The organism is Croceivirga sp. ABH4_376 (assembly GCF_056160685.1).
The window spans coordinates 196,923-221,911 of record NZ_JBSWXQ010000004.1 but is presented as its reverse complement, the minus strand read 5'-3'; the positions used below and the strand labels follow the sequence as shown (position 1 = coordinate 221,911).

At 36.2% G+C, this 24,989-nt stretch carries 18 protein-coding genes; 14 read left to right on the top strand and 4 right to left on the bottom strand.

The window, feature by feature from the left end:
• Window position 1: 1 nt before the first annotated feature.
• On the bottom strand, window positions 2-685 hold the full coding sequence (locus ACXAGS_RS11195) for a cell division ATP-binding protein FtsE (RefSeq protein WP_474906790.1): 684 nt from the start codon (window positions 683-685) through the stop codon (window positions 2-4).
• A gap of 147 nt (window positions 686-832) precedes the next feature.
• On the opposite strand from ACXAGS_RS11195, the gene ACXAGS_RS11190 reads away from it, so the two are divergent.
• The 4 genes from ACXAGS_RS11190 to ACXAGS_RS11175 all read left to right on the top strand — a co-directional run bounded on the left by ACXAGS_RS11190 (window position 833) and on the right by ACXAGS_RS11175 (window position 8,540).
• Window positions 833-3,856 carry a tetratricopeptide repeat protein gene (locus tag ACXAGS_RS11190; RefSeq protein WP_474906789.1) on the top strand — a complete coding sequence of 1,008 codons (3,024 nt, stop codon included), beginning with the start codon at window positions 833-835 and terminating at the stop codon, window positions 3,854-3,856.
• Window positions 3,857-3,878: 22 nt separating this feature from the next.
• Window positions 3,879-5,627 (top strand): TonB-dependent receptor, encoded by a 1,749-nt coding sequence (locus ACXAGS_RS11185; protein WP_474906787.1) that lies wholly within the window; start codon window positions 3,879-3,881, stop codon window positions 5,625-5,627.
• A gap of 133 nt (window positions 5,628-5,760) precedes the next feature.
• Window positions 5,761-6,861: an OmpA family protein gene (locus ACXAGS_RS11180; protein ID WP_474906785.1), complete on the top strand. Its 1,101-nt coding sequence runs from the start codon at window positions 5,761-5,763 to the stop codon at window positions 6,859-6,861.
• Between the two features lie 53 nt (window positions 6,862-6,914).
• Window positions 6,915-8,540: an amidohydrolase gene (locus ACXAGS_RS11175; RefSeq protein WP_474906783.1), complete on the top strand. Its 1,626-nt coding sequence runs from the start codon at window positions 6,915-6,917 to the stop codon at window positions 8,538-8,540.
• Between the two features lie 42 nt (window positions 8,541-8,582).
• Here ACXAGS_RS11175 and ACXAGS_RS11170 read toward each other — a convergent pair whose 3' ends face one another.
• Window positions 8,583-9,122: a DUF2911 domain-containing protein gene (locus ACXAGS_RS11170; RefSeq protein ID WP_474906781.1), complete on the bottom strand. Its 540-nt coding sequence runs from the start codon at window positions 9,120-9,122 to the stop codon at window positions 8,583-8,585.
• 251 nt (window positions 9,123-9,373) lie between these two features.
• Here ACXAGS_RS11170 and asnB point away from each other — a divergent pair, with 251 nt between their 5' ends.
• From asnB to ACXAGS_RS11155, 3 genes are all read left to right on the top strand, one after another.
• Window positions 9,374-11,044, top strand: coding sequence for an asparagine synthase B (gene asnB / locus ACXAGS_RS11165; protein WP_474906779.1), 1,671 nt, complete (start codon window positions 9,374-9,376; stop codon window positions 11,042-11,044).
• Between the two features lie 236 nt (window positions 11,045-11,280).
• Window positions 11,281-13,224 (top strand): DNA topoisomerase (ATP-hydrolyzing) subunit B, encoded by a 1,944-nt coding sequence (gene gyrB, locus ACXAGS_RS11160; protein WP_474906777.1) that lies wholly within the window; start codon window positions 11,281-11,283, stop codon window positions 13,222-13,224.
• Between the two features lie 82 nt (window positions 13,225-13,306).
• Entirely contained in the window at window positions 13,307-14,314 is a 1,008-nt protein-coding gene (locus ACXAGS_RS11155) for a DUF6588 family protein (RefSeq protein WP_474906775.1), read from the top strand.
• An 83-nt stretch (window positions 14,315-14,397) separates the two neighbouring features.
• Here ACXAGS_RS11155 and ACXAGS_RS11150 read toward each other — a convergent pair whose 3' ends face one another.
• Complete coding sequence (locus tag ACXAGS_RS11150; protein ID WP_474906773.1) at window positions 14,398-14,754, bottom strand: hypothetical protein; 357 nt, start codon at window positions 14,752-14,754, stop codon at window positions 14,398-14,400.
• A 244-nt stretch (window positions 14,755-14,998) separates the two neighbouring features.
• Here ACXAGS_RS11150 and mdh point away from each other — a divergent pair, with 244 nt between their 5' ends.
• The 7 genes from mdh to ACXAGS_RS11115 all read left to right on the top strand — a co-directional run bounded on the left by mdh (window position 14,999) and on the right by ACXAGS_RS11115 (window position 23,744).
• Window positions 14,999-15,925 carry a malate dehydrogenase gene (gene mdh, locus ACXAGS_RS11145; RefSeq protein ID WP_474906771.1) on the top strand — a complete coding sequence of 309 codons (927 nt, stop codon included), beginning with the start codon at window positions 14,999-15,001 and terminating at the stop codon, window positions 15,923-15,925.
• 131 nt (window positions 15,926-16,056) lie between these two features.
• On the top strand, window positions 16,057-16,668 hold the full coding sequence (locus ACXAGS_RS11140; RefSeq protein WP_474906769.1) for a hypothetical protein: 612 nt from the start codon (window positions 16,057-16,059) through the stop codon (window positions 16,666-16,668).
• A gap of 103 nt (window positions 16,669-16,771) precedes the next feature.
• Window positions 16,772-19,738, top strand: coding sequence for a protein translocase subunit SecDF (gene secDF, locus ACXAGS_RS11135; protein ID WP_474906767.1), 2,967 nt, complete (start codon window positions 16,772-16,774; stop codon window positions 19,736-19,738).
• A 186-nt stretch (window positions 19,739-19,924) separates the two neighbouring features.
• A complete protein-coding gene (locus ACXAGS_RS11130; RefSeq protein ID WP_474906765.1) occupies window positions 19,925-20,308 on the top strand; it encodes a hypothetical protein in 384 nt (127 codons plus the stop codon).
• A gap of 74 nt (window positions 20,309-20,382) precedes the next feature.
• Window positions 20,383-22,362 (top strand): tetratricopeptide repeat-containing sensor histidine kinase, encoded by a 1,980-nt coding sequence (locus ACXAGS_RS11125; RefSeq protein ID WP_474906763.1) that lies wholly within the window; start codon window positions 20,383-20,385, stop codon window positions 22,360-22,362.
• A gap of 1 nt (window position 22,363) precedes the next feature.
• On the top strand, window positions 22,364-23,005 hold the full coding sequence (locus ACXAGS_RS11120; protein ID WP_474906761.1) for a response regulator transcription factor: 642 nt from the start codon (window positions 22,364-22,366) through the stop codon (window positions 23,003-23,005).
• Window positions 23,006-23,177: 172 nt separating this feature from the next.
• Window positions 23,178-23,744 (top strand): porin family protein, encoded by a 567-nt coding sequence (locus tag ACXAGS_RS11115; protein ID WP_474906760.1) that lies wholly within the window; start codon window positions 23,178-23,180, stop codon window positions 23,742-23,744.
• 32 nt (window positions 23,745-23,776) lie between these two features.
• Here ACXAGS_RS11115 and ACXAGS_RS11110 read toward each other — a convergent pair whose 3' ends face one another.
• Window positions 23,777-24,985 carry an ABC transporter ATP-binding protein gene (locus tag ACXAGS_RS11110; RefSeq protein WP_474906758.1) on the bottom strand — a complete coding sequence of 403 codons (1,209 nt, stop codon included), beginning with the start codon at window positions 24,983-24,985 and terminating at the stop codon, window positions 23,777-23,779.
• Between the last annotated feature and the right edge of the window lie 4 nt (window positions 24,986-24,989).

Genomic DNA, 24,989 nt, shown 5'->3' with positions numbered 1-24,989 from the left:
CTTACACGGCTTTTTGTATTACTTCAAATACTTTGCCTCCATCGCATTTAATAGTTTTGTGCGGGTATTTTAGTATTAGCGCATAATCATGAGTTGCCATTATAATAGTACGCCCGTTATTGTTTATTTCTTGTAATACTTTCATTACCTCTACACTGGTTTGTGGATCTAAGTTACCAGTAGGTTCATCTGCAAGAATAAGTTCTGGGTCGTTTAACAAGGCTCTAGCTATGGCTATACGCTGCTGCTCGCCACCAGAGAGTTCGTGTGGGTATTTAAAACCTTTGGTTTTCATGCCTACTTTATCTAAAACTTCGGCAATTTTATCATCCATCTTGGAGGTATCCGTCCAACCGGTTGCCTTTAGCACAAATTTTAGGTTATTGTTTATGTTTCGGTCAGATAGTAGTTTAAAATCTTGGAATACAATTCCTAGCTTTCGCCTTAAATAAGGAATATCGTTTTCTTTAAGGGTTTTTAGGTTAAAATCTACCACTGTACCTTCGCCTTTACTAAGGGGTAAATCTCCATAAAGGGTTTTCATAAAACTACTTTTACCGCTACCCGTCTTACCAATGATATAAACAAACTCCCCTTTTTTTACGTGTAGGTCAACATTACTCAATACCAGATTATCTTTTTGAAAAATAGAAACGTCCGTAAGTTTTAAGATGGGTTCTGCCATACTGTTTTAGATTCTAGGGCTAAAGGTAATAAGTTATACCAATATGTATATTTTTAAATCCTAATTTTATGTTAGGATCAACTTTGTTTATACTTTGGTCCGTTTTTTGACGTTATCCATTAACAATCGACCAGAGCGTAGAACACTATGAATCGTAAAACTTTATACCTATCCCTTTTTGGGGTTCTTTGTACTGCACTATTCTTTGCGCAGGAAACCAAGATTTATACCCATCAAAATAAAACCTATCTAGATGCGCTAGAACTCTACAATAATGAGCAATACCAAGCGGCACAGGCTTTGTTTATGAAGGTAAAAGAATCTTCTAATGATTATGAAACCAAGGCCAATAGTACCTACTACGTTGCCAATGCGGCCATTCGTCTAAACCAACGTGGCGCAGATGATTTAATGGAGGAGTTTGTAGAGCGCTACCCAACCTCTACCAAACGTAATTCTGCTTTTATGGATGTTGCGGATTATTATTTTGAAACCGGAAAATATCCCTATGCTTTAAAATGGTACAAGAAAGTAGAGCAGAACAAGATGTCTAGAAAAGACCAAGAGCGCTTTAACTTTAACACGGGCTACAGCTATTATGCGGCCAATAGGCCAAAGGAGGCAGAAAAGTATTTGGCAAAAGTTGCTAATTCTAATAAATATGGTAGCCAAGCTAAATATTATTTGGGTTACATTTCTTATGAGCAAGACGATTATGATAGTGCCAATGAACGATTTGATGAAATTAACGACCCAGAAATTCTTGAAGAGAAATTGTCTTACTACCAGGCCGATTTAAATTTTAAGCTGGGCAATTTTGATAAGGCCATTGCAATGGCTAAAAAACAACTGCCAAAATCTGATAGGAGAGAGGTTTCCGAGCTAAACAAGATTATTGGAGAAAGTTATTTTAATCTAGAGCAGTACCAAGAGGCTATTCCCTATTTAAAAGAATATAAAGGCAAAAGGGGTAAATGGAATAATACCGATTTTTATTTGTTAGGCTATAGCTATTATAAAATTGGTGCTTTTGAGCAAGCAATAGGTCAGTTTAACAAAATTGTGAACGGTACTAATGCCGTGGCGCAAAATGCATATTACCATTTAGCAGAATGTTATTTAAAGCTAGATAAGAAATCAGAGGCCTTAAATGCCTTTAAGAATGCCGCCAGCATGGAGTTTAGTGCGGATATTAAAAAAGACGCCTTTCTTAATTATGCCAGGCTAAGTTATGAAATAGGTAACCCGTACGAGCCGGTACCACAAGTAATTATGGCTTATCTGGAAACGTATCCTAAAGATAATAATGAAGAAGAATTAAAAAATCTATTGGTTGATTCTTACATCACCTCCAAGAATTTTGCAGGTGCCATGAAACTTTTAAAAGATAATCCATCTTTTGCAGATGAAGCTACCTATCAAAAAGTTGCATATTTCCGTGGGGTAGAATTATTTACAGATGGTGATTATAAAGATGCCGTTGATGCTTTTGAAATTGCCGTTAAGAAAAATGGAACCAATGGGATAAAGGGTAAATCTCAATATTGGTTGGCAGAATCTTTATACCGTTTAAACCAGTTTAAAGAGGCCCTTGCTGAATTCAATTCGTTTAAAAGAGATTATAAAAATTTAGAGGGTAGCGAGGTTCAACTAATAAATTACAATTTAGGTTATACCTATTTTAAATTGAAAGATTACGGTAATGCCGTTACGTTTTTTAAGAGTGCTGCCAATAATGCGAAATTAGAAGATGCTATTAAAACAGATGCGTTAATTAGACTGGGCGATACCTATTTTGTAAGTAGCAATTATACCGCGGCCATAAGCGCTTATGATGATGCTTCTAAATTTAATGGGCCAGAACGAGATTATGCTGTTTACCAAAAAGCCATGAGTACCGGTTTTTTAGGAAAAAATACGGCAAAAATAGAGCAGCTAAACGGGTTTAACCGAATGTATGGCAATAGCTCTTTACGGGACGATGCTCTTTTTGAGTTAGCCAACACTTACATTAAAATAAATAAAGAAGCCCAAGGTTTAGCTACTTATGACAAGGTGTTGCAAGAATTTTCTGCCAGTAAGTTTGCACCACAAGCTTTATTAAGGCAAGGTTTGGTGCATTACAATGCCAGCAGAAATGAACAAGCCATAAGCAAGTTTAAACATGTTGTTGCAGAATATCCAAATTCGCAAGAAGCGTTACAGGCGGTAAGTACGGCAAAATTGGTTTATGTGGATATGGGTAGGGTTGATGAGTATGCCGCATGGGCCAAAAACTTAGATTTTGTTGAGGTAACCGATTCTGAGTTGGAAGAAGCTAGCTATGAGGCAGCAGATAGAAAATATGTGGAAGGGAAAACGGAGCAGGCAATTAAATCTTTTGAAAGCTATTTAAGTCAGTTTCCTAATGGTGTACATGCTACCCAAGCACATTTTACATTGGCTCAGCTTTATTTTGGCCAAGGAAACAAGCAAAAGGCATTGCCACATTATAAAGCCGTTGCCCAACAAGGTGGTGGTGAGTTTGTGGAACAGGCACTTACAAGGGTGTGCGAAATTTATGTTGGCAACGCAGATTACAAAAACGCAATTCCGTATTTACAACAATTAGAAAAAGAAGCAGAAATAAGCCAGAATAGAACATTTGCACAAAGCAATTTGATGAAAGGGTATTATGAGCAGAAAGATTATACCAAAACCTTGGCCTATGCCAATAAGGTTTTGGCCGTGCCAAACATAGATAACCGTATAAAAAGCGATGCAAAAATCATGATAGCCAAGTCTGCCATTGAAACGGGAGATGAGGCCTTGGCAGAAGAAACATTTGCAGAGGTAAAATCCATTGCAACGGGTAAGGTAGGGGCAGAAGCTTGGTATTATGATGCCTTCTTTAAAAACCGAAATGGAAATTATGAAGCTTCTAATACATCGGTACAGAAGTTGGTAAAAGATTTTTCTTCTTACAAAGAATGGGCAGGAAAAGGTTTAATTGTTATGGCAAAGAATTTTAATGCCTTAGACGATGCTTTCCAAGCCACTTATATTTTGGAAAACGTATTGGAGAATTTTAAGGAATATCCAGAAATAATTGCACAGGCTAAAGGAGAATTAGCTTTAATTAAGTCGCAAGAAGCAGAGAGAAACGCTTCTGTAGACCCAAATGGAAAATAATAGTACTAGCATTAGAGAACACATGAATACAAATAAGAATATAATTACCCTGCTGGCGCTATTTACCATGGCACTGGTTTTGGGCCAAGAAAAAGAAGATATAGGTACAGAAACAGTAACGGTAGTAAAACCATATGCGCCATCGGTTTCAGATGCTTTTAAAATTAAAACACAACCTGTAATTGAAGATTCTATAGCCTTACGAAAGAAACCAATTAAATACAGCATTTTCTCGGTTCCGGTGGCTTCTACCTTTACACCCGCTAAAGCAAAAGCTTCTACTGTAAAGAAAACTCCGCCACCAAGGTTGTATAATTCATACGCAGCTGTTGGGCTGGGTAATTATAATAATGCATTGGTTAATTTTTATACCAGTAGGGAAATTGGAAGAGATGAGAACCTATTGGATATTGGCCTGGACCATCATTCGTCTAGAGGCGATATAAACAGTACCCCTTTAGAAACTGATTTTTACCATACGGATTTGGATGTGGCCTTTACCAAAAGGGACCGTGATTATGATTATGGTGTTGGGTTGGATTTGGGGCACCAATTATACAATTGGTACGGTTTGCAAAGTGGAGTATACACACAAGAAGAAGTAGATGCCATAGATGAGCAACAGAATTATTTTTCTGCTGGTGCTAATGCCTACATAAATGTAGAGGACAGTTTCTTTAAAAATGCAGATTTAAAATTAAATCGTTTTTGGGATCATTTAGAGTCTGCAGAAAACAGCGCTGCTCTTAGTGCTGCCATAGAATTACCCATTACTACAGAAATGGTGACTATAAAAGCTAAGGTAGACTACGTTGGCGGAGAATTTGCCAATGCTAGTCTAAACAATTTGGATAATAATGAAGGTATAACCTATGGGCAATTAATTGCCGGTATAAACCCTAGTTTTTTGGTGTTAAGAGATGAATTGACTTTAAAATTAGGTGCCAATTTTGTGTATGGTATGGATTTGGAAAGAAGTAATGGTAGTTTTTACATTTACCCTGCTGTTACGGCATCTTACCGTATTATGGAAGATCAGGTAATTGCCTATGGAGGTATTGAAGGTGACCTGCAGCAGAATTCTTATAGAACATTGGTAGCGCAAAACCCTTATGTTTCGCCAACTTTAGAAATACAGCCTACAGACATGCAATATCATGCCCATGTAGGTATTAAGGGCCAATTATTCAGCAACTTTGGTTATAATTTTAAGGCATTTTATAAAGCAGAAAACAGAAAACCGTTGTTTTTATTAAATCCAGAGAACTCCAATAGGGCAGAAGAAGGGTATGCCTACGGTAATTCTTTTCAGGCTTTTTATGATGATGTTAAAACAGTTGGGGCATTTGCTGAAATAAACGTAGACTTAAATAGAAATTTTTCTTTAGGTGCTAATGCAGAATACAATCACTATAATACAGAGACAGATAATCCTGCTTGGAACTTACCACAAATACAGGCTTCGGTATTTTTGGATTATCAGATTAGTGATAACTGGTTTGCAGGTGCAAATCTTTTTTATGTAGGCGAACGCGAAGATTTACAAGCGGTAGCTACAGCGGGCTTGTTCCCAAACGAGTTTCCAGCTACTCAAGTTACCCTAGATAGCTTTTTTGATGCCAATGCGCATTTGGGCTATCGTTTTAATGAGCAATTGTCGGTTTTTGCTAAGTTCTCTAACCTTTCTAATAAGAATTATCAAAGATGGAGTAACTTCTATGTACAAGGTTTTCAGGCTTTAGCAGGTATTTCTTACAAATTTGATTTCTAACCATTGGTCTAAAGTAATAGTCAACTCACCTATAGTACTTACAGGTTAATCTGCTTTATGTGTAGGAAAAATACTATTTAAGATAAGTTTGCGGAGTAATTAATCCCAAATCTAAACCTTAAATACCTACAAAATGTTTAGTACAAGAAAAACAAGAGCTTTAAGTGTCCTATCTGCAATGTTGTTTGTAATACCTTTTGCAAACAGTCAAAATTTGGTGTTGAATGGCGATTTTGAAAAAAATAGTCATGTACCAGACGAATTAGGTGCGGTAGATGGTGTGGTTTCACATGTAAGTACGCCAAACAAGGGTAGTGCAGATTACTTTAATGTAGATGCTAAAGGTAAAAACGCAGCACCGAGAAATTTTAGGGGATTTCAACAACCAAAAAATGGTAACGGTTACATGGGCATTTATATGTATGCTGGTAAATCCTACACGGAGTATGTTCAATTAAAGTTTGAAGAAACTTTAGAGGCTGGCAAGGAATATACATTTGCTTTTCACGTAAGCCTTTCAGAAGATTCTCAGTTCGCAGTAAAGAAAGTAAGCGCTTTGTTTACTCGTAAGAAAATGAATTTTGATGATAGTAATAATATCAGCCTAAGACGCGTTTCAGATAAATACGGTAGTTACAAATTCGAAAATTTAAAAAGTCATGGGAGTCTTAGCAATAAAAAAGGTTGGACAAAAGTATCTTTAACCTTTGTTGCTGATGGATTTGAGAAGTTTGTGACCATTGGTAATTTTGGTAAAACACCTAAAGAATATTTACGCCAATTAGACGGTTCCGGTCTTAAAGGTGGTCAAATAGCTTATTATTATATAGACGATGCCTCATTGTTTGTTAACGAACCATTAGGCATAGAATACAACAAGGCCATGGTTATGGATAAGGTTAAGTTTGCGCCAGATAGCCATAGCTTAACTAAGGAATCAAAAGAGTATTTAAGAAAGTTTTTCTTATCTATTGCAGATCCAAAAAGACACCAGCTAACTTTAAAAGGACATACGGATAATGATGGTTCTTCTTTCTACAACTATCAACTTTCTAAAAAACGAGTGGTTGCCGTTGCCAACTATCTTAAAGATTTAGGCATGCCTAATGAAAATATTAAAACAGAGGCATACGGTGAAAAACAACCATTATACAAAGGATTTGACCCGTTAAGTAAACAGCAAAATAGAAGGGTAGAGTTTGTAATCACAGAATTTGATGCCTTGAATCCATAACGTAGTACATATCTTTTTTCTTTCTGTATTTTTGAAGAAACTAGACTACAGAAATGAAAAAACACTTTTTAACATTAGCAGCGTTGTTAACGCTGCTTTTTGCATGTAAACAAAAACAAGAAGTAGATTTAATTGTAAGCAACGCTACCATTTATACGGTAGATAGTTCGTTCTCAAAAGCGGCCTACATGGCTATTAATAATGGTGAAATTGTTGCGTTGGCCAATTCTAACGAATTACTCAATAACTACACAGGAAAAGAAACTTTTGATGCAGAGGGTAAAACAATAGTTCCAGGTTTAATAGATGCCCACTGTCATTTTTACGGTCTGGGTCTAAATCAGCAAATTGTTGATTTGGTAGGTACCCGTAGCTTTGATGAGGTTATTAAAAGGGTAAAAACCTTTGCGGCCTCAAACCAAGCTACTGTTATAAGGGGTAGAGGTTGGGATCAAAACGATTGGTCTTTAAAAGAATTTCCAACCAATACAGTTTTAAACGAACTTTTTCCAGATAAACCTGTTGTGCTAGAACGTGTAGATGGGCATGCGTATTTGGTAAATAATGCGGCCTTAAAGTTGGCTGGGATTACCATGGAAACACAAGTTTCTGGTGGTAACATTCTTAAAAAGGACAATAAACTAACCGGTGTTTTGGTAGATAATCCAATGGCTTTGGTAGATGCTGTAATGCCTAAACCTAGTAGGGCAACACAAATAAAAGCACTAAAACAGGCAGAAAAAATTTGTTTTGATTACGGTTTAACTACTGTTAACGATGCTGGATTGGATAAAGACGTGATTTATTTAATAGATAGTTTGCAGCAAGCGGGAGACTTGTCTATTCGTATGTATGCAATGGTGTCTAATACTCCAGAAAATTTAGACCATTTTTTAAATAAGGGTATTTTAAAAACAGAGAAGCTAAATGTGCGTTCGGTTAAAGTATATGGAGATGGAGCTTTGGGTTCTAGAGGAGCAGCATTAAAGCAGGAATACACAGATAAACCTGGACATTTTGGGGCCTTGGTTACACCAGCAGATAAAATAGAAGAGTTAGCAAAAAAAATAGCCGCTACGGATTACCAGATGAACACACATGCCATTGGCGATTCTGCAAATATTGTAGTTTTAAAAGCATATAAATCAGCATTAAAGGGTAAAAAAGATAGAAGATGGAAAGTAGAACACGCTCAAATATTGGAAAATCAAGATTTTGATTATTTCAGTTCTGGTATAATTCCTTCGGTACAGCCAACACATGCCACTAGTGATATGTATTGGGCAGAAGACCGGGTGGGTCCAGAACGTATACATGGTGCATATGCCTACCAAACGTTATTGCGTAAAGCAGGATTGGTAGCTTTGGGTACAGATTTTCCTGTAGAACAAGTAAGTCCGTTTTTAACTTTTTACGCAGCAGTTGCAAGACAAGATTTGGAGCACTATCCTGAGGAAGGCTTTATGAAAGAAGAGGCCTTAACCCGAGAAGAAACGTTAAAAGGAATGACTATTTGGGCGGCATATTCCAACTTTGAAGAAAAAGAAAAAGGCAGTTTGGAGCCGGGTAAATTTGCAGACTTTACCGTATTGGATAAAGATTTGCTTACGGTGCCGGTAGATAGTATACCTTATGTAAAGGCAACGGATGTTTTTGTAAACGGTAAAAAAGTAAAATAAAAAAAAGCTCCCTTTTGGGAGCTTTTTTTTATCGATTGGGAATTATGATTTTATAGGAGTAGCTATTCTAGCGGTTCCCCATCCCATTACAAGCTCAGCGCCACCTTCTACATCATTAAATGCTATGGAAAAGGCCTCTAAAGATTCACTGCCTTTAGATACTTTGCCTTGAACACGAACTACATCGGCAGCGTTTTCATAACTGTAGGCTCCCCACTGATTTAAATTTTTATTTAAGATTATGGTCCATTCTGCCTCACCTGGTATGGTAAACAAGCTATAGGTACCTGCTGATACTTTTTTACCTCCAAAAGTTACATCTTTATAAAAAGTGATTTCCGTTGCCTCGTTAGCTCCAGTTCTCCACACTTTTCCAGAAGGTGCCAATGTTTCTAAATCTCTGCCTTTCAATTGTGGTCTGCTGTAAACAACCTTTACAACCTTATTGGCATCTTTATAACTAGTTGGATAACTGGCTATATCTGCAGGGCTTTTATCTAGACCTCCAAATTTTTGTGCACTAAGGGAAGTTGCGCCTAAAAGGGCTGCAAATAGAAAGGATAATTTTAATAGGTTTTTCATGATTCTTTTATTGATTTATTACTGCTTTGTCTCAAAACTACTGGGTTTATTACGTTTTTATTAAAGACTTTATAGATTTTTTAAGATAGTTTACTGTAATATAAAGCGGTTAATTTGATTGAAAAAGATTTCAAATTTTATCAAATATGTATTTAAAAGTTTAAAAATGTAATTCAAAATAGAAAAAGGGTTTTTATTTTGTTACTGTAAATGCAAATTTGTCTTGTAATTAATATTATTTAAGAAGGATTATGTGTGGAATTGTTTGTGCATTTGATTTAAAACAAAGTTCGGAAGATTTACGTCCGCAACTTTTAGAGATGTCCAAAAAAGTAAGACATCGTGGGCCAGACTGGAGTGGAATTTATGCAGATGAAAAGGCTATACTAGCACATGAGAGATTGGCTATTGTAGATCCTGCATCTGGTAAACAACCGTTGTTTAGCGAAGACGAAAAATTAGTTTTAGCCGCTAATGGCGAAATCTATAATCACAGCGAATTGAGAAAACAATTCGATGGGAAATATAATTTTAAAACGCAATCAGATTGTGAAGTTATCTTGGCTTTGTACCAAGAAAAGGGGGTGGATTTTGTAGATGAACTTAATGGAATTTTTGGTTTTGCCATCTATGATTCTGAAAAAGACGAGTATTTCATTGCTAGGGACCATATGGGTATTATTCCGTTGTACATTGGATGGGATAAAAACGGTACTTTTTATGTGGCATCGGAACTAAAAGCTTTAGAAGGTACTTGTACCAAGATAGAATTGTTTCCTCCTGGTCATTACATGCACAGCAGTAATGGTGAATTTGTACGTTGGTACCAAAGAGATTGGATGGAGTATGAAGCTGTAAAAGAGAACGAAACTAGCATTAAGGCATTAAAAGATGCTTTGGAGGCTGCGGTGCACCGTCAGTTGATGTCAGACGTACCTTATGGTGTGTTGCTTTCAGGAGGTTTAGATAGTTCAGTAACTTCTGCAATCGCCAAAAAGTACTCACAAAAAAGAATAGAAAGTGGAGATACCGCAGACGCTTGGTGGCCACAATTGCATTCTTTTAGTGTAGGTTTAGAAGGTAGTCCAGATTTGGCAGCAGCAAAAAAAGTAGCAGACCATATTGGTACCATACATCATGAAATAAAATTTACCATACAAGAAGGTTTAGATGCTATAAAAGATGTAATCTATAACTTAGAAACATACGATATTACCACTATACGGGCCTCTACGCCTATGTATCTTATGGCACGTGTTATCAAATCTATGGGTATTAAAATGGTACTCTCAGGAGAAGGTGCAGATGAGTTATTTGGTGGTTATCTATACTTTCATAAAGCACCGAGTCCAAAAGATTTTCACGAAGAGACCGTGCGCAAATTGGATAAGTTGCATATGTATGACTGTCTAAGGGCCAATAAATCTTTAGCAGCATGGGGTATAGAGGGTCGTGTGCCATTTTTAGATAAGGAATTTATGGATGTAGCCATGCGTATTAATCCAAAAGATAAAATGATCAATGGCGAGCGAATGGAAAAGTGGGTAATTAGAAAAGCGTTTGAAGATTACTTGCCAGAAAGTGTAGCCTGGAGACAAAAAGAACAGTTTTCTGATGGTGTTGGTTATAGCTGGATAGATACCTTAAAAGAATTGGTAGCCAAAGAGATTTCTGATGAGCAAATGGAGAATGCACATTTTAAATTTCCTATACAGACGCCAACCTCAAAAGAAGAATATTATTACAGAAGTATTTTTGAGGGGCATTACCCTTCAGATGCGGCAGCTAAGAGCGTTCCGCAAGAGCCTTCTGTGGCCTGTAGTACCAAAATTGCATTGGAATGGGACGAGGCCTTTAAAAACATGAACGATCCATCCGGTAGGGCTGTAGCCAAAGTGCATACAGATGCCTACGTAAAGTAATACTTGTTTTCATTTGGAGAGGAAGTAGTTTTATTCATTTTAATTAGTCGAGGAAAGGCGCCGAAAGGCGCTTTTCTTGTTTATATAGCTCAACTTTAAAGCAGATTTAAGCGTAAATCTTTTTCACAAGAATTTGTTGATAACTTGAAAAGGCAGATTGTTTCAAAACCCTTGATTTAATTGGGTTTTGGTTATATTTGTAAGATTTGAAAAATGCAACAACTTAGCTTTAAATTATGAGCGAAGAATTAACTAATAATAAACAATATTCAGCGGATAGTATACAGGCTCTAGAAGGAATGGAGCACGTACGCATGCGTCCGTCCATGTATATTGGAGATGTAGGTGTTAGAGGTTTACACCATTTGGTGTATGAGGTGGTAGACAACTCTATTGATGAGGCAATGGGAGGTCACTGTGATAGCATCAAAGTAACTATTAACGAGGATAATTCCATTACCGTAGAAGATAACGGTAGGGGTATACCGGTAGGCTTGCACAAAAAAGAGGGGGTTTCTGCCTTAGAGGTTGTTATGACCAAAATTGGTGCGGGTGGTAAATTTGATAAGGATTCCTATAAAGTATCCGGTGGTTTGCACGGGGTTGGGGTTTCTTGTGTTAACGCGCTGTCCAACCATTTAAAAGCAACCGTATACAGAGAAGGTAAAATTTGGGAACAAGAATATTCTAGAGGTAAAGCCCAATATCCTGTTAAAAGTATAGGAGAAACAGAATTGTCTGGTACTGTTGTAACTTTTATTCCAGATGATAGCATATTTACCCAAACTACAGAGTATAGCTATGAGACGCTTTCTAACAGAATGCGAGAGCTTGCTTATTTAAACAAGGGTATTACCATTGTAATTACGGATAAAAGAAATAAAGATGAAAAGGGGGAGTTTATTAGTGAAACTTTTCATTCTCAAGAGGGTCTAAAAGAATTTATTAAATTTTTAGATGCTACCAGAGAGCCTTTGATCAATACCGTTATCTCCATGGAAGGCGAGAAAAATGGAATTCCGGTAGAAGTAGCCATGATTTATAACACGGGCTTTTCTGAGAATCTTCATTCTTACGTTAATAATATCAATACCCATGAAGGGGGTACGCATCTTTCTGGATTTAGAAGGGGTTTAACTTCTACCTTAAAAAAGTATGCAGACAGTAGTGGACTTTTAGATAAGCTAAAGTTCGAGATTTCTGGTGATGATTTTAGAGAGGGCCTTACCGCAATTGTATCTGTTAAAGTTTCTGAGCCACAATTTGAAGGGCAGACCAAAACCAAATTAGGTAACCGTGAGGTAACTAGTGCGGTTAGCCAAGCAGTATCAGAAATGCTAACGGATTATTTGGAAGAACATCCAGATGATGCCAAGCAAATTGTAGAGAAAGTAAAACTTGCCGCCCAAGCAAGACATGCAGCTGCCAAGGCTAGGGAAATGGTACAGCGTAAAAACCCTATGGGTGGTGGTGGTTTACCCGGTAAACTATCAGATTGTTCCGATCAAGATCCAGAAAATTGCGAGATTTTTCTAGTAGAGGGAGACTCTGCAGGTGGTACGGCCAAAATGGGTAGGGATAGAAATTTCCAAGCCATTTTACCATTAAGGGGTAAAATCCTTAATGTGGAAAAGGCCATGCAGCATAAAGTATTCGAGAACGAAGAAATTAAGAATATCTATACGGCTTTAGGTGTAACTATTGGTACAGAAGAAGATAGTAAAGCCTTGAACTTGGAAAAACTTCGTTATCACAAGGTAGTAATTATGTGTGATGCCGATGTTGATGGTAGCCATATTGAAACCTTGATTTTAACATTCTTCTTCAGGTATATGAGGGAGTTGATAGAAAGTGGACACGTCTATATAGCAACCCCACCGTTATATTTGGTTAAAAAAGGTGCTAAAAAGCGTTACGCTTGGAATGATAAGGAGCGCGATGAAATTATAGAATCTATGGGAGGCCAGGCCGGTATACAACGTTATAAGGGTCTTGGAGAGATGAACGCGGAGCAATTATGGGACACTACAATGAATCCAGAATTTAGAACGCTAAGACAAGTTACTATAGATAACGCTACGGAATCTGATAGGATTTTCTCTATGTTAATGGGAGATGAAGTACCCCCAAGACGTGAATTTATAGAGAAAAACGCAGTCTATGCCAACATTGATGTGTAGGTAGATGACAAATAATACTTGTTTCACAACAAAAAGCCCGGTTTTTTAACCGGGCTTTTTAGTTTTAAAGAAAATTACACCAATGAAGAAATTAGTTTTTATATGGGCAATCGCTTCTTTTTCAATAGTTAGCGCCCAAAATAGTATTGGCGATTTGTTTGCCTCTGGTGTAGCAGATGCAGAACGTTTTGCTACGTCATATTTTGCCCCAGCAACAGAAGCTACCATTTATAGTATGTCTAATGGGTGGTATAACACTGCAGATGCTAAGCCATTAGGAGGTTTTGAGATTTCCATAGTAGGAAATATCACCGGTTTTAAAAACAAAACCGATAAGAAGGCTTTTACTTTAAATACTGGGAATTATGAAAATTTACAATTTGAAGACGGTAGTACTTCTAAATTGGTCTCTACCGCCTTGGGGGATATAGAAGGCATAACGGTTTTTGTAGAAGATGATAATGGTTTGTTTAGAGAGACATTTGAGTTACCCTCTGGTTTAGCAGGAGAAGACTTGAATTTTATACCAACGGGTTACATACAGGCAAGTGTGGGACTTATTAAAGGCCTAGAAGTAAAAGCTCGTTTTTTACCTAAAATAGATACGGAAGACGTAAAACTAGGTTTGTTCGGCGCTGGCTTACAATATGATTTTACCAAATTGTTACCTGCGGATAAAATTTTACCGGTAGCAATTTCTGCGGTAATTGGTTATACCAATTTAAATGGAAAGTATGATTTTACGGATTCTGGACTTATCCAAGGAGATAATCAACGTATTGATGCCAATTTTAAAACTTGGAATTTTAGTGCGGTAGTGTCTACCAGAAAAATACCTGTAATAAATTTTTACGGTGGTTTAGGATACGTAACCGGAACTTCAGAAACCGATTTTTTAGGTACTTATGAAGCTAACGGTCCTTTCTTTACATCTACCGTAACGGATCCTTTTAGTATTAAAAATAATGCTAGTGGTGTAACGGCTAATGTGGGTACAAAAATAAAACTAGGTTTTTTTAGACTTAACGTAGATTATAATATATCAGAGTTCAATACGCTTACCGCGGGTATGCACTTTGGGTTTAGATAGACCATAACTTTTTGAATTAGCACATATAAAAAATCCCCGTCTGTTATAAAACAGACGGGGATTTAATTTTTCTTTAGTTTACATTACTTCTTTATCGCAAAAGTTTCGCCATTTTGGGTAAGTAACTCGGGTAAGTCCATTGTCAAGAAAATAGGATTTTCATCTTCCGGATAATACATTTTGTAAACTCCGTTATCTACTTCCCATTTAAAATCTCTAGATATAATAATGGTGCTACCAGAGAATTGTTCATATCGTCCTAGAAATACATCGTTAAAAGTCCATTCTTCGGTTACTGTAGTTCCGGTTGTTTTATCAGAAACCGAGCTGGTCTCTGTTTTGGTCCACACACCTAATATGGGGTCGTTGTTTTCTGGGATTTCAGAACATCCACTTAACACAATGGCAAAAATGCCCAGAATGTAAAAGAGCCTTTTCATAAGCATAACAATAAGATTTGGGACTATTAGAACGGTGTAAAAGAAATGGATATTGCTTTTATTCGATGAACGGCAGAATTATTTCACTTCATCGATAAAAAGACAAGGAGATACTTATTTGGTATACGTTTACAAAACATCACAAATAGATGGTAAATCTTTAAAACAATGATAAATTTCATAAAGGAATCGCCTTAAAATTCCCTATTTTTGGACAGTTTAGAATCTAAAAATTAAATATATAATGAAAGTAACCGTAGTAGGCGCAGGAGCCGTTGGAGCAAGTTGTGCAGAATACATAGCAATCAAAGATTTTGCTTCTGAAGTTGTGTTGTTAGATATTAAAGAAGGCTATGCAGAAGGTAAAGCCATGGATTTAATGCAAACCGCTTCTTTAAACGGTTTTGATACTAAAATAACTGGTAGCACTAATGATTATTCTAAAACAGCTGGTAGTCATATAGCTGTTATTACATCTGGTATTCCACGTAAACCAGGTATGACAAGAGAAGAATTAATTGGTATTAATGCCGGTATAGTTAAAACGGTATCTCAAAACTTGTTAGAGCATTCACCAGAGGCTATCATCATAGTTGTGAGTAATCCAATGGATACCATGACCTACTTGGTGCATAAAACTACAGGATTGCCAAAGAATAGAATTATTGGTATGGGTGGTGCTTTAGATAGTGCTCGTTTTAAATACCGTTTAGCTGAGGCATTAGAGGCTCCTATCTCCGATGTAGATGGTATGGTTATAGGTGGCCATAGTGATAAAGGTATGGTGCCATTAATTGGGCATGCTACTAGAAATAGTGTAAAAGTTTCTGAATTCTTAAACCAAGATCAGATGGATTATGTAGTACAAGAAACAAAGGTTGGTGGTGCTACCCTTACTGGTTTGTTGGGCACTAGTGCTTGGTATGCGCCGGGTGCTGCGGTTTCTGGTTTAGTACAGGCAATTGCTTGCGACCAGAAAAAAATGTTCCCATGTTCTACCTTCTTAGAAGGTGAGTACGGTTTAAATGATATTTGTATTGGTGTGCCTGTAATTTTGGGTAAGAATGGTATAGAAAAGGTAGTTGAAATAGAATTATCTGATGCGGAAAAAGCTAAAATGCAAGAATCTGCAGAAGGTGTTTCAAAAACTAATGGCCTTTTGGAGTTATAGTCCAATACTTTAAGGCTTTAAAAACCCTTTACTACTTGGTAGTAAAGGGTTTTTTTATAAAGAGATAGCTGTCAGCAGTATATAATGCAGAATTTAGGCGGCTAGCTTCTTTTTCTTTTTATATTTGCCGCATGAATGCAAAATGGTGCGTAAGCACGATATTTTTTATTTTAACCGTAATTGGTTTTAACCTAGAAGGTAGAAAGGCTTCTAATCAACAAATTGTTATACAGTTTACAAATGTTGAATTAGCTAGTGATGCCGCTCAGGAAGAAGCACTTACTTTAATCAAAGAAAAATTAAAAGTCTTAGGCGTTGATTCTTTTGAGATAGTAGAGAATGATGCAAAAGAGATTAGCATTCGTTATTACAGTTCTATAGCGGCAGAACAAGTAAAAGCTTTTTTGTCTTTAGAAGATGGTAGCGGTGTTGCAGGTACTGAAAAGCAACCAATTAAAAAATCAACAAAAGATAACCCGGAAAAGTACCATATAGAGGTATCAGACCTCCATCAACAATTAGACACGGGATTACCTATTAAGGGTACCCTTGTTTCAACTACAAAACAAAAAGAGAATAGTCTTCTAGTGAGCTTGGTTGTACCTAATAATAGGTCAATCTGTCTGGTAGAATATCCCCAAAAAGATTCAAGTTTCAAGATTAATGATGATAACGTTGTTAATCCTACTTCTCATAACATTCCAGAAGTTAGGGCAGGGCCAGGCTTCTCTAGAATTTCCTAAGTTATATTAAACGACCTGTGGCGTTGTTCAGTAGAAAAATTACCGTAGTTGTATAAACTACAAACACATATATAAATCAACATAAATTAAATAATCAAGTAGAATGCAGAATAAAGGACTAATTAGGCTATTCGCGCTTCTTTTTGGTTTAGTGAGTATTTACCAACTCTCTTACACTTTTATAACCAATAAGATAGAAAATGACGCGGAAACTTTTGCCGTAAACCAAATATCAGAGGCAGAAGATAACTATGTGGCTAAAAGAGAGGCCTTAGAGGCTTCATATTTAGACTCTATAGGCTCTAACCCGGTATTGGGTTACACTTCTTATGAAGAAGCAAAAACAAAAGAATTAAACAAAGGTCTTGACCTTAAAGGTGGTATTAACGTAACGCTTCAAATTTCTGTTAAGGATATTTTGAAGGGATTGGCAAACAATACCAAAAACCCAGTTTTTAATAAAGCTTTGGCAGATGCCGATGAAGCTTCCAAGAGTAGCGATGCTACTTACTTGGAATTATTTTTTGATGCTTTTGATGCTACAAAAGGCGATACCAAGTTGGCATCTCCAGAAATTTTTGCCAATAAGGGATTAAGTGATGAAATCAATTTTCAAATGACTGATGATGAGGTTAAGCCAATCATTAGAAGAAAGATTGATGAGTCTATAATTTCTGCTTTTGAAGTATTGCGTAAACGTATAGATGGTTTTGGTGTAACCCAACCTAACATTCAAAGAGAAGGGAATTCTGGTCGTATTTTGGTTGAGCTACCTGGAGCAAGAGATGTAAAAAGAGCACAAGAGCTTTTATCTAGTACGGCACAATTAGAGTTTTGGGAAACGTATTCCCAAAACAATCAGAGTTTAGGATTGTTCTTTGTAAACGCTAATGATAAATTGAAGCAAATTCTAGAGCCTGCAAAAGAAGAGGTTGCAGAAACAACTCCAGAAATGGAATTGGATTCATTGCTTTCAGATGTTGCCCAGGATTCTTTAGATATGACGGCAGAGTCTAATCCGTTAATTAGCAAATTATTGCCTCCAGCGCAAGGCAGCCATGCCATTGCAAGGGTGTTAGTGTCAGACACGGCAGAAATTGGTGGCTATTTAAGAATGCCAGAAATTAAAAGATTATTACCTGCAGATGTTCAGTTTACCAAGTTTGCTTTTGAAAAGCCACCAAAGGATAGTGAGTTGGCAGAATTGTATGCTTTAAAATCTAACAGGGACGGTACGCCTAGAATAAGTGGTGATGTGGTTTCTGATGCACAAGCGGTTTTTGACCAGTTTAATAAGCCTGCAGTTAGCATGACAATGAATACTAGAGGTGCTAGGGAATGGGAAAAATTAACAGGTGATGCTTTTAACAACCAAACAGGGATTGCAATTGTTTTAGATAACAAGGTGTATACGGCTCCGGGTGTTTCAACCGGCCCCATTTCTGGTGGTCGTTCAGAAATAACGGGTACGTTCACCGTAAATGAGACCCAAGATATAGCCAACGTGTTAAGGGCAGGTAAATTACCTGCGTCTGCAGATATCATTCAATCAGAAGTTGTAGGTCCATCTTTAGGGCAAGAAGCTATAGACAGTGGTTTTATGTCTTTCTTAATTGCTATGGCCTTTGTTTTGGTATGGATGATTTTCTACTATGGAAGAGCAGGGTGGTTTGCAGATGTAGCTTTGGTATTTAACATCTTACTAATTTTTGGTGTTTTAACTAGCTTAGGTGCGGTATTAACCTTACCGGGTATTGCTGGTATTGTTTTAACAATAGGTATGTCTGTAGATGCAAACGTGCTTATTTTTGAGCGTATTAAAGAAGAGCTGGCTAAGGGTAAAGGTATGGCCCTAGCGGTTTCAGACGGTTTTAGTAATGCCTTGTCTTCTATTTTAGATGCCAACATTACTACTGGTTTAACCGCAATTATCTTATTTATTTTTGGATCTGGACCTATAAAAGGTTTCGCAACTACCTTATTAATTGGTATTGTTACCTCTTTGTTCACGGCCATTTTTATAACCCGTTTATTGGTAGAATGGTACTTGGGTAAAAAAGGTAGAACCTTGGCATTCTCTACTGGTGTTACCAAGAATTTGTTCACCAATATGAATATTGATTTCTTGGCAAAACGTAAAATTGCTTACATCGTGTCAGGTATTTTAGTTGCAGTGGGCGCATTCTCATTGGTTACTAAAGGTTTGCAACAAGGTGTGGATTTTATTGGAGGGCGTTCTTACCAAGTACGTTTTGAGAAAGAAGTTAACCCTTCTGAAATTGCATCAGAACTTAATGATGTGTTTGGTAGTGGTACTAATGTGAAAACATTTGGAGATGCTAATCAGATTAAGATTACCACACCTTATAAAGTAGATGAGGAAGGAATTGAAATCGATAATGAAATTCAAGATAAATTATTTACGTCGCTACAAAAATATCTGCCAGACGGTATTACGTTTGAAGAATTTACGGTAGGCGCTTCTGAAAAATCTATTGGTATTTTACAGTCTACCAAGGTAGGGCCAACTATAGCGGATGATATTAAACAAAATGCATATTGGGCTATTTTAGGTTCGCTTGCTGTTGTGTTCTTATATATCTTGTTCCGTTTTAGAAAATGGCAATTCTCTTTGGGAGCGGTAGTAGCAGTTTTCCATGATGTAATGATCGTACTGGGTATATTCTCTTTAACTAGTGCTATTATGCCATTTAATATGGAAATAGACCAAGCGTTTATCGCGGCTATTCTAACCGTAATTGGTTATTCCTTGAACGATACCGTGGTGGTGTTTGATAGGATTAGGGAAATTATTGGCATCAAAGGCTGGAGCGGTGGCGACAATGTTAATGAGGCATTGAACAGCACCCTAAGCCGTACGTTAAATACTTCATTAACTACCTTGATCGTGCTTTTGGCCATTTTTGTTTTTGGTGGTGAAAGCTTAAGAGGGTTCATGTTTGCAATGATTGTTGGTGTACTAGTTGGTACGTATTCCTCTGTATTTATTGCAACACCAGTGATGTACGATTCATTAAAGAAAAGAATTTCATCAGGGAAAGAGAATTAATTTCTTGATAGATTTTAATTTCGATTAGAATATAAAAAGCCACTCGAACGAGTGGCTTTTTTTATTCCAAAAATGAATACAAGGTTATTGGTAAATAAAACTACTGGAAAACCAGTATTTTTTAGCCAAGGTTTTTGAGTGTTTAGGAATATGGGTTCTTTTGGAGCAAAGAAATACCTAGACACTATGAAATCATTTTTCAAACCATTAACTTTTTTATTCTTATTAGTTCTTTTTAGTTGTGAGAAATCTGCCGTAGATGATGAAACCATAAAAGAGGAAGATGCCATTGTAGGGCAATGGAATCTTGTTCAGATAGACGATACGGATGTTACGGATTTGGATTGTTATAACGATTCTTATATCGAATCTGACGGGGAAAATATAAGTTTTTACATTCTTGATTTGAATGAGGATGGCAGTTGCACGGAAATTTTGGTGGGTACGGAAACTTTAACCAAAGAAGAAGGCTTTTACTACATTGAAGATGAAGCAATGGATTTTACCATTTCAGGAAACACGCTTACTTGGCGGGTTAACACAACTGTAACGTTACTGTTTAAAAAGTAGGTCTACTATTGATTTTTAAGTTCAAAATAAATTTCATTGCTATATTAGGTCTTTGGACCGCAAACCATGCAGCTTTGAAATTGAAAACTTATTTTCTGGTATTATCACTTTTTATAGTTTCCATTTGTAATGCCCAAGAAACTTATGAGCAGCAATTGGATAGTTTACAACGGTTCTTAAAAGAAAATCCAGATAGTTATTTGACCAAATATGAAATTGCGGAAATTCTTAAAGAAAATGATTCTTCCATAGCATTAAACTACGTAAGGTCGGCACTGGTTGAGGCAAGGAACAATAAGGATAATTATGGAATTGGTAAAGGTTTGTTTTTGCTGGGTAATTTATATGCAGACTATGGTTTTCCTTTTAAAGGAGAACAGTATTATAGAAAAGCAGATACGGTAGTTTCCGCGTTAATTAAATCAGATTCCGCTCCGGAAAACTTAAAACTTTGGGTTAGAAATACCTTTAATATTGGTGTGGTAAGGTCTTACCAAGGCTATAATGAGGATATTTACTATATCAATAAAATAACGCCAACGGCAGAAAAAATTGGGTTCTATGAAATTATAGCAAAGGCAAACACCAATATTGCCATTGGTTTTTTTAACAACGGTCAGTTAAAAAAGTCCTTAAGCTATTTTGTTTTAGGAGGAGAACAACATCTAAAGGCAAAAGATTATAAAAGTTTAACTATTAATAAATTAATATATGCCTCGTGCCTAATTCAATTGGATTCTATAGAAAGTGCAAAAGAAAAATTGGATTTTATTGCACCTGTGGTAGATTCTTTGGCATTAGATGATAAAAAACAGTTGTACCACACCATTCTAGCGGAATACCACGTTAAAAAATCTAATTATGACGCGGCTCTAGAAAACCTGGAACTGGCATTACAATTACTGGAAAGCAATCCCGTACAGCAAAATAAATTGCCTTTGTTTATGGCATTTATAAAGGTATATAGAGCTAATAAGAACTATAGAAAGGGTTTAGAATATGCTCAAATAAGTCTAGACTTGGCAAAATTCTATCAAAATAAAATTATAGAAGCCGAGCTGTATAAGGAAATGGCTTACTTCTATTCAAAGCTCAACAACAAAAATAAAGCATTCGATAATTTAGCCAATTACGTTACTATTTCAGACAGTTTAAATATTCCAGAATTAGAAAGAGAAATTATAAGACTAGAGACGGAATATCAATCAGAAAAAAAAGAACGCGAAATTTTAGAGCTTACCAATCAAAATAATGATGTAGAGCTACAACTAACCAAAAAGAGGGCGCAAAACTATGTGCTCTGGTCTATTTCTCTGGGCTTGTTTTTTTTAACTGGGATAGCTTATTTAGGATATCGTAATATTAAAAAAAGAGAGCAGTTAAAAGTAGCTGAATTAAACCAGCTTAAGTATGAGCAAGATTCAAAAGTTTATAGTGCCATGCTAGAAGGGCAAGAGAACGAACGGAAAAGGCTTGCAATAGATTTACATGATGGTTTGGCCGGCAGATTATCTGCAACGCGAATTCAATTAGAAAAATTAGAGCAAAATGTTAATGCTAAAAATAATACCAAACGATTTAAAGAGGCGGTAAAAAATATTGATGATTCACTTTTTGAATTGAGAAACATTGCAATGAATTTAATGCCCGAAACTTTATTTAGATATGGACTTAAAAATGCTATTGAAGATTATTGTACAAGCATTGGCAATGCGGCAAAAAACACCAAGTTTATCTTGCAATTTTACGATTCCGGGGCGGGTTTACCACAAAAAGTTAGTTTAACCATTTATAGGATTTTCCAAGAATTGATAAATAATGCGGTTAAACACGCCATGGCTACCGAAGTATTGGTGCAATATTTAGTAGAAGATGGTAAAATAAGTATTACCGTAGAAGACAATGGTAAAGGCTTTTTAGAAAAAGAGTGTGCTAAAGATGGCGGTATGGGATTAAATAATTTAAAAACAAGGGTAGCTTTCTTAGGTGGTGAAATAGATTTTGATTCTGCTCCTAATGAAGGTACAACTGTTCATATTGTAATTAATATCTAGTATGGCATTAAGTAATATTAAAATACGTGTAGTTATTGTTGATGACCATCCTTTAGTTATAGAAGGCTTAAAGTCCTTATTAAAAGGGCATAGGGATATTAAAGTGGAAGCGTGTTGTACCACGGGTACCGAAGCTTTAGCGTTCTTTAAACAGAACCAAGCAGATATTGTTTTGTTAGATATTAATTTACCGGATATGAGCGGTACGGAAATTTGTAAGTTAATAGCAAAGGAATACGCAAACACTTTTGTAATTGGGTTAAGTACCTATGGCGAACGCAGTATTGTAAATCAAATGATTTCTAATGGGGCAAAAGGCTACCTTCTTAAGAATGTAACAGAATCAGAATTAGTTGAGGCTATTTCTAAAGTCTACAGGGGGCACTATTATTATGGTATAGAAATTCAAAAAGCAATGGCAAATACCATTTTCCACACTTTGGGTAACACCCCAAGATTAACTAAAAGAGAAAAGCAAATTTTAAAATTGATAGTGTCTGGTAAGACCACCAATAAAATTGCGGACGAACTTTTTATTAGTCCGCTAACAGTAGAGACACATCGTAGAAATTTAATGAAAAAAATGAACGCATCCAATACAGCCTCTCTTGTTAAAATTGCCATTGAAAAGGTTTTAGTGTAGTCTTGATTAAATAGGTTTTAGATAGAATTAAAGGAGGCAAAAGCCTCCTTTTACATTTATCGTATTTTGGTTTTTTAGTAAAAAAACTACTGGTTTTCCAGTATTTTAAGTACGATTTTTCAAAGAAAGATTTTTAATAAAGTTATTAGCAGTATTAAATAACAAAAAGACCATGAAAAATTTATTTAAAGTACTGTTAGTTGTTTGTTTTACTACGCTAGGTGTATCTGCACAGACCGTTAGTGTAGGGCCTAAAGTTGGGCTTAATTTAGCCAATTATTCCGGAGCCGTTACCAACGATAGGAGTTTGGCAGCATTACACGTTGGTGGTATTGTAGAGATTCAAATTATAGATTTGGTAAGCATTCAACCTGAACTTTTATTCTCTGTACAAGGGGCATCCTTTGATAATGTAAAAGACGTTTACAATTATGTAAATCTGCCAATAATGGGTAAAATCTATCCTATTGAAGGCTTATATGGAGAGGTTGGCCCGCAAATTGGGTTTTTACTTTCAGCCAATGAAAAAGCTATTGGTAATGGTGATAAAGCACCATTTACACAACAAGTAAAAACGGTAGATTTTGGGATTGGTTTTGGCGCAGGTTACAAGTTGCCAGATTTAGGTTTATCTTTTGGTTTACGGTACAATGCAGGTTTAAGTAACTTTCCAAAAAACAACTCTCGTATTAAGCATGGAGTATTTCAAATCTATACTAGTTGGGCCTTTGAGTTATAAAAAGGTTGTGTTTCAACAATTAGAATTTTGTTTTAGGACTCAACCCCATAGCTTCCCTCTTTGCTTGGTAGTAGTTCATAGGTAAATTGTGGTTCTAAACCAGCTTCTGGTCTATGGTTCACATATAAGATAGCAGATTTACTTTGTTTGCTGTAGGTATTAACCAAGGCAACAAAGAAATTTGCACTATTATCATCCAAGCCAATGGTAGGCTCATCCAGTATTAAAAGTGGAGGATGTTTTATCATGGCACGGGCTGTCATAATTAAACGTTTGTCCCCATTACTTAAATTTCTAAAATGCTCTTGTGCTCTATGCTCCATACCTAATAAACGTAACCATTTTTTGGCTTGGTTTTTTTGAATTAGTGTAGGTATGGTATATAATCCAACAGAATCGTGAATTCCAGATATGAGCATATGTTCCAAAGAATGATAACCAGTGAATTTATCTACCATATGAGGTGAAAAATAACCAATTTGCTTTTTAATGTCCCAAACACTTTCACCACTACCTTTTTTTGCTCCAAATAAGCGTAAATCTTGACCGTACCCCATAGGGTTATCTCCGGTAATCATGTTTAATAAAGTACTTTTTCCGCTGCCGTTTGGGCCAATTAATTGCCAAAACGTGTTGGGTTTAATTTCCCAGTTTATATTATTCAATACTTTTTTAGTACCATAACTTACGGAGACCTTATTAAATACAATTAACTCTTTTGGTATAGCTGGTTTATTTATAGGTGGTGGTATATGATCTATGGATAGCGGTAGTTTACCTTGGTCTTTTTCAGTAAACTGTACCAACTTACCACCTTTATAGTAATAGTGTTGGTCTATAAAAATAGAGGTATCCTTTAACCTTGTAGAAATCTCTACAACTTTAATTTTTGTACTTATCTGGATTAATTTATCCTTAAGGTAGCGCTGTGTGGTAACATCTAAATTGTCATACGGATTAACCAATATCAGTGTTTCTGGATTTTTACTTAATTGGTATTCCAAGAGCAATTTTTTCCGCTCGCCGCTACTCATGGTTTTTAGAGATTGAGAAGTGTTTCTGTTAATTACTTTTTGCTCTAAACGATCTTCTAAACCTATATAATGGTCTATGGTCTGGGTGCTAAAGAGTAGTGTGTTTTTCGGGTTAAAAAAAATCTCTTTAAAGGCATTATTTAAAAGACGATCAGTCAGTTCATTTGCATTAATGCTATTGTCTATTAAAATGGCTGTATGTTCCATTAAA

Excerpts from the sequence above, each read along its gene's own strand:
- ACXAGS_RS11195 (WP_474906790.1), bottom strand. The coding sequence starts at position 685 with ATGGCAGAACCCATCTTAAAACTTACGGACGTTTCTATTTTTCAAAAA.
- ACXAGS_RS11190 (WP_474906789.1), top strand. The coding sequence starts at position 833 with ATGAATCGTAAAACTTTATACCTATCCCTTTTTGGGGTTCTTTGTACT.
- ACXAGS_RS11185 (WP_474906787.1), top strand. The coding sequence starts at position 3,879 with ATGAATACAAATAAGAATATAATTACCCTGCTGGCGCTATTTACCATG.
- ACXAGS_RS11180 (WP_474906785.1), top strand. The coding sequence starts at position 5,761 with ATGTTTAGTACAAGAAAAACAAGAGCTTTAAGTGTCCTATCTGCAATG.
- ACXAGS_RS11175 (WP_474906783.1), top strand. The coding sequence starts at position 6,915 with ATGAAAAAACACTTTTTAACATTAGCAGCGTTGTTAACGCTGCTTTTT.
- ACXAGS_RS11170 (WP_474906781.1), bottom strand. The coding sequence starts at position 9,122 with ATGAAAAACCTATTAAAATTATCCTTTCTATTTGCAGCCCTTTTAGGC.
- asnB (WP_474906779.1), top strand. The coding sequence starts at position 9,374 with ATGTGTGGAATTGTTTGTGCATTTGATTTAAAACAAAGTTCGGAAGAT.
- gyrB (WP_474906777.1), top strand. The coding sequence starts at position 11,281 with ATGAGCGAAGAATTAACTAATAATAAACAATATTCAGCGGATAGTATA.
- ACXAGS_RS11155 (WP_474906775.1), top strand. The coding sequence starts at position 13,307 with ATGAAGAAATTAGTTTTTATATGGGCAATCGCTTCTTTTTCAATAGTT.
- ACXAGS_RS11150 (WP_474906773.1), bottom strand. The coding sequence starts at position 14,754 with ATGAAAAGGCTCTTTTACATTCTGGGCATTTTTGCCATTGTGTTAAGT.
- mdh (WP_474906771.1), top strand. The coding sequence starts at position 14,999 with ATGAAAGTAACCGTAGTAGGCGCAGGAGCCGTTGGAGCAAGTTGTGCA.
- ACXAGS_RS11140 (WP_474906769.1), top strand. The coding sequence starts at position 16,057 with ATGAATGCAAAATGGTGCGTAAGCACGATATTTTTTATTTTAACCGTA.
- secDF (WP_474906767.1), top strand. The coding sequence starts at position 16,772 with ATGCAGAATAAAGGACTAATTAGGCTATTCGCGCTTCTTTTTGGTTTA.
- ACXAGS_RS11130 (WP_474906765.1), top strand. The coding sequence starts at position 19,925 with ATGAAATCATTTTTCAAACCATTAACTTTTTTATTCTTATTAGTTCTT.
- ACXAGS_RS11120 (WP_474906761.1), top strand. The coding sequence starts at position 22,364 with ATGGCATTAAGTAATATTAAAATACGTGTAGTTATTGTTGATGACCAT.
- ACXAGS_RS11115 (WP_474906760.1), top strand. The coding sequence starts at position 23,178 with ATGAAAAATTTATTTAAAGTACTGTTAGTTGTTTGTTTTACTACGCTA.
- ACXAGS_RS11110 (WP_474906758.1), bottom strand. The coding sequence starts at position 24,985 with ATGGAACATACAGCCATTTTAATAGACAATAGCATTAATGCAAATGAA.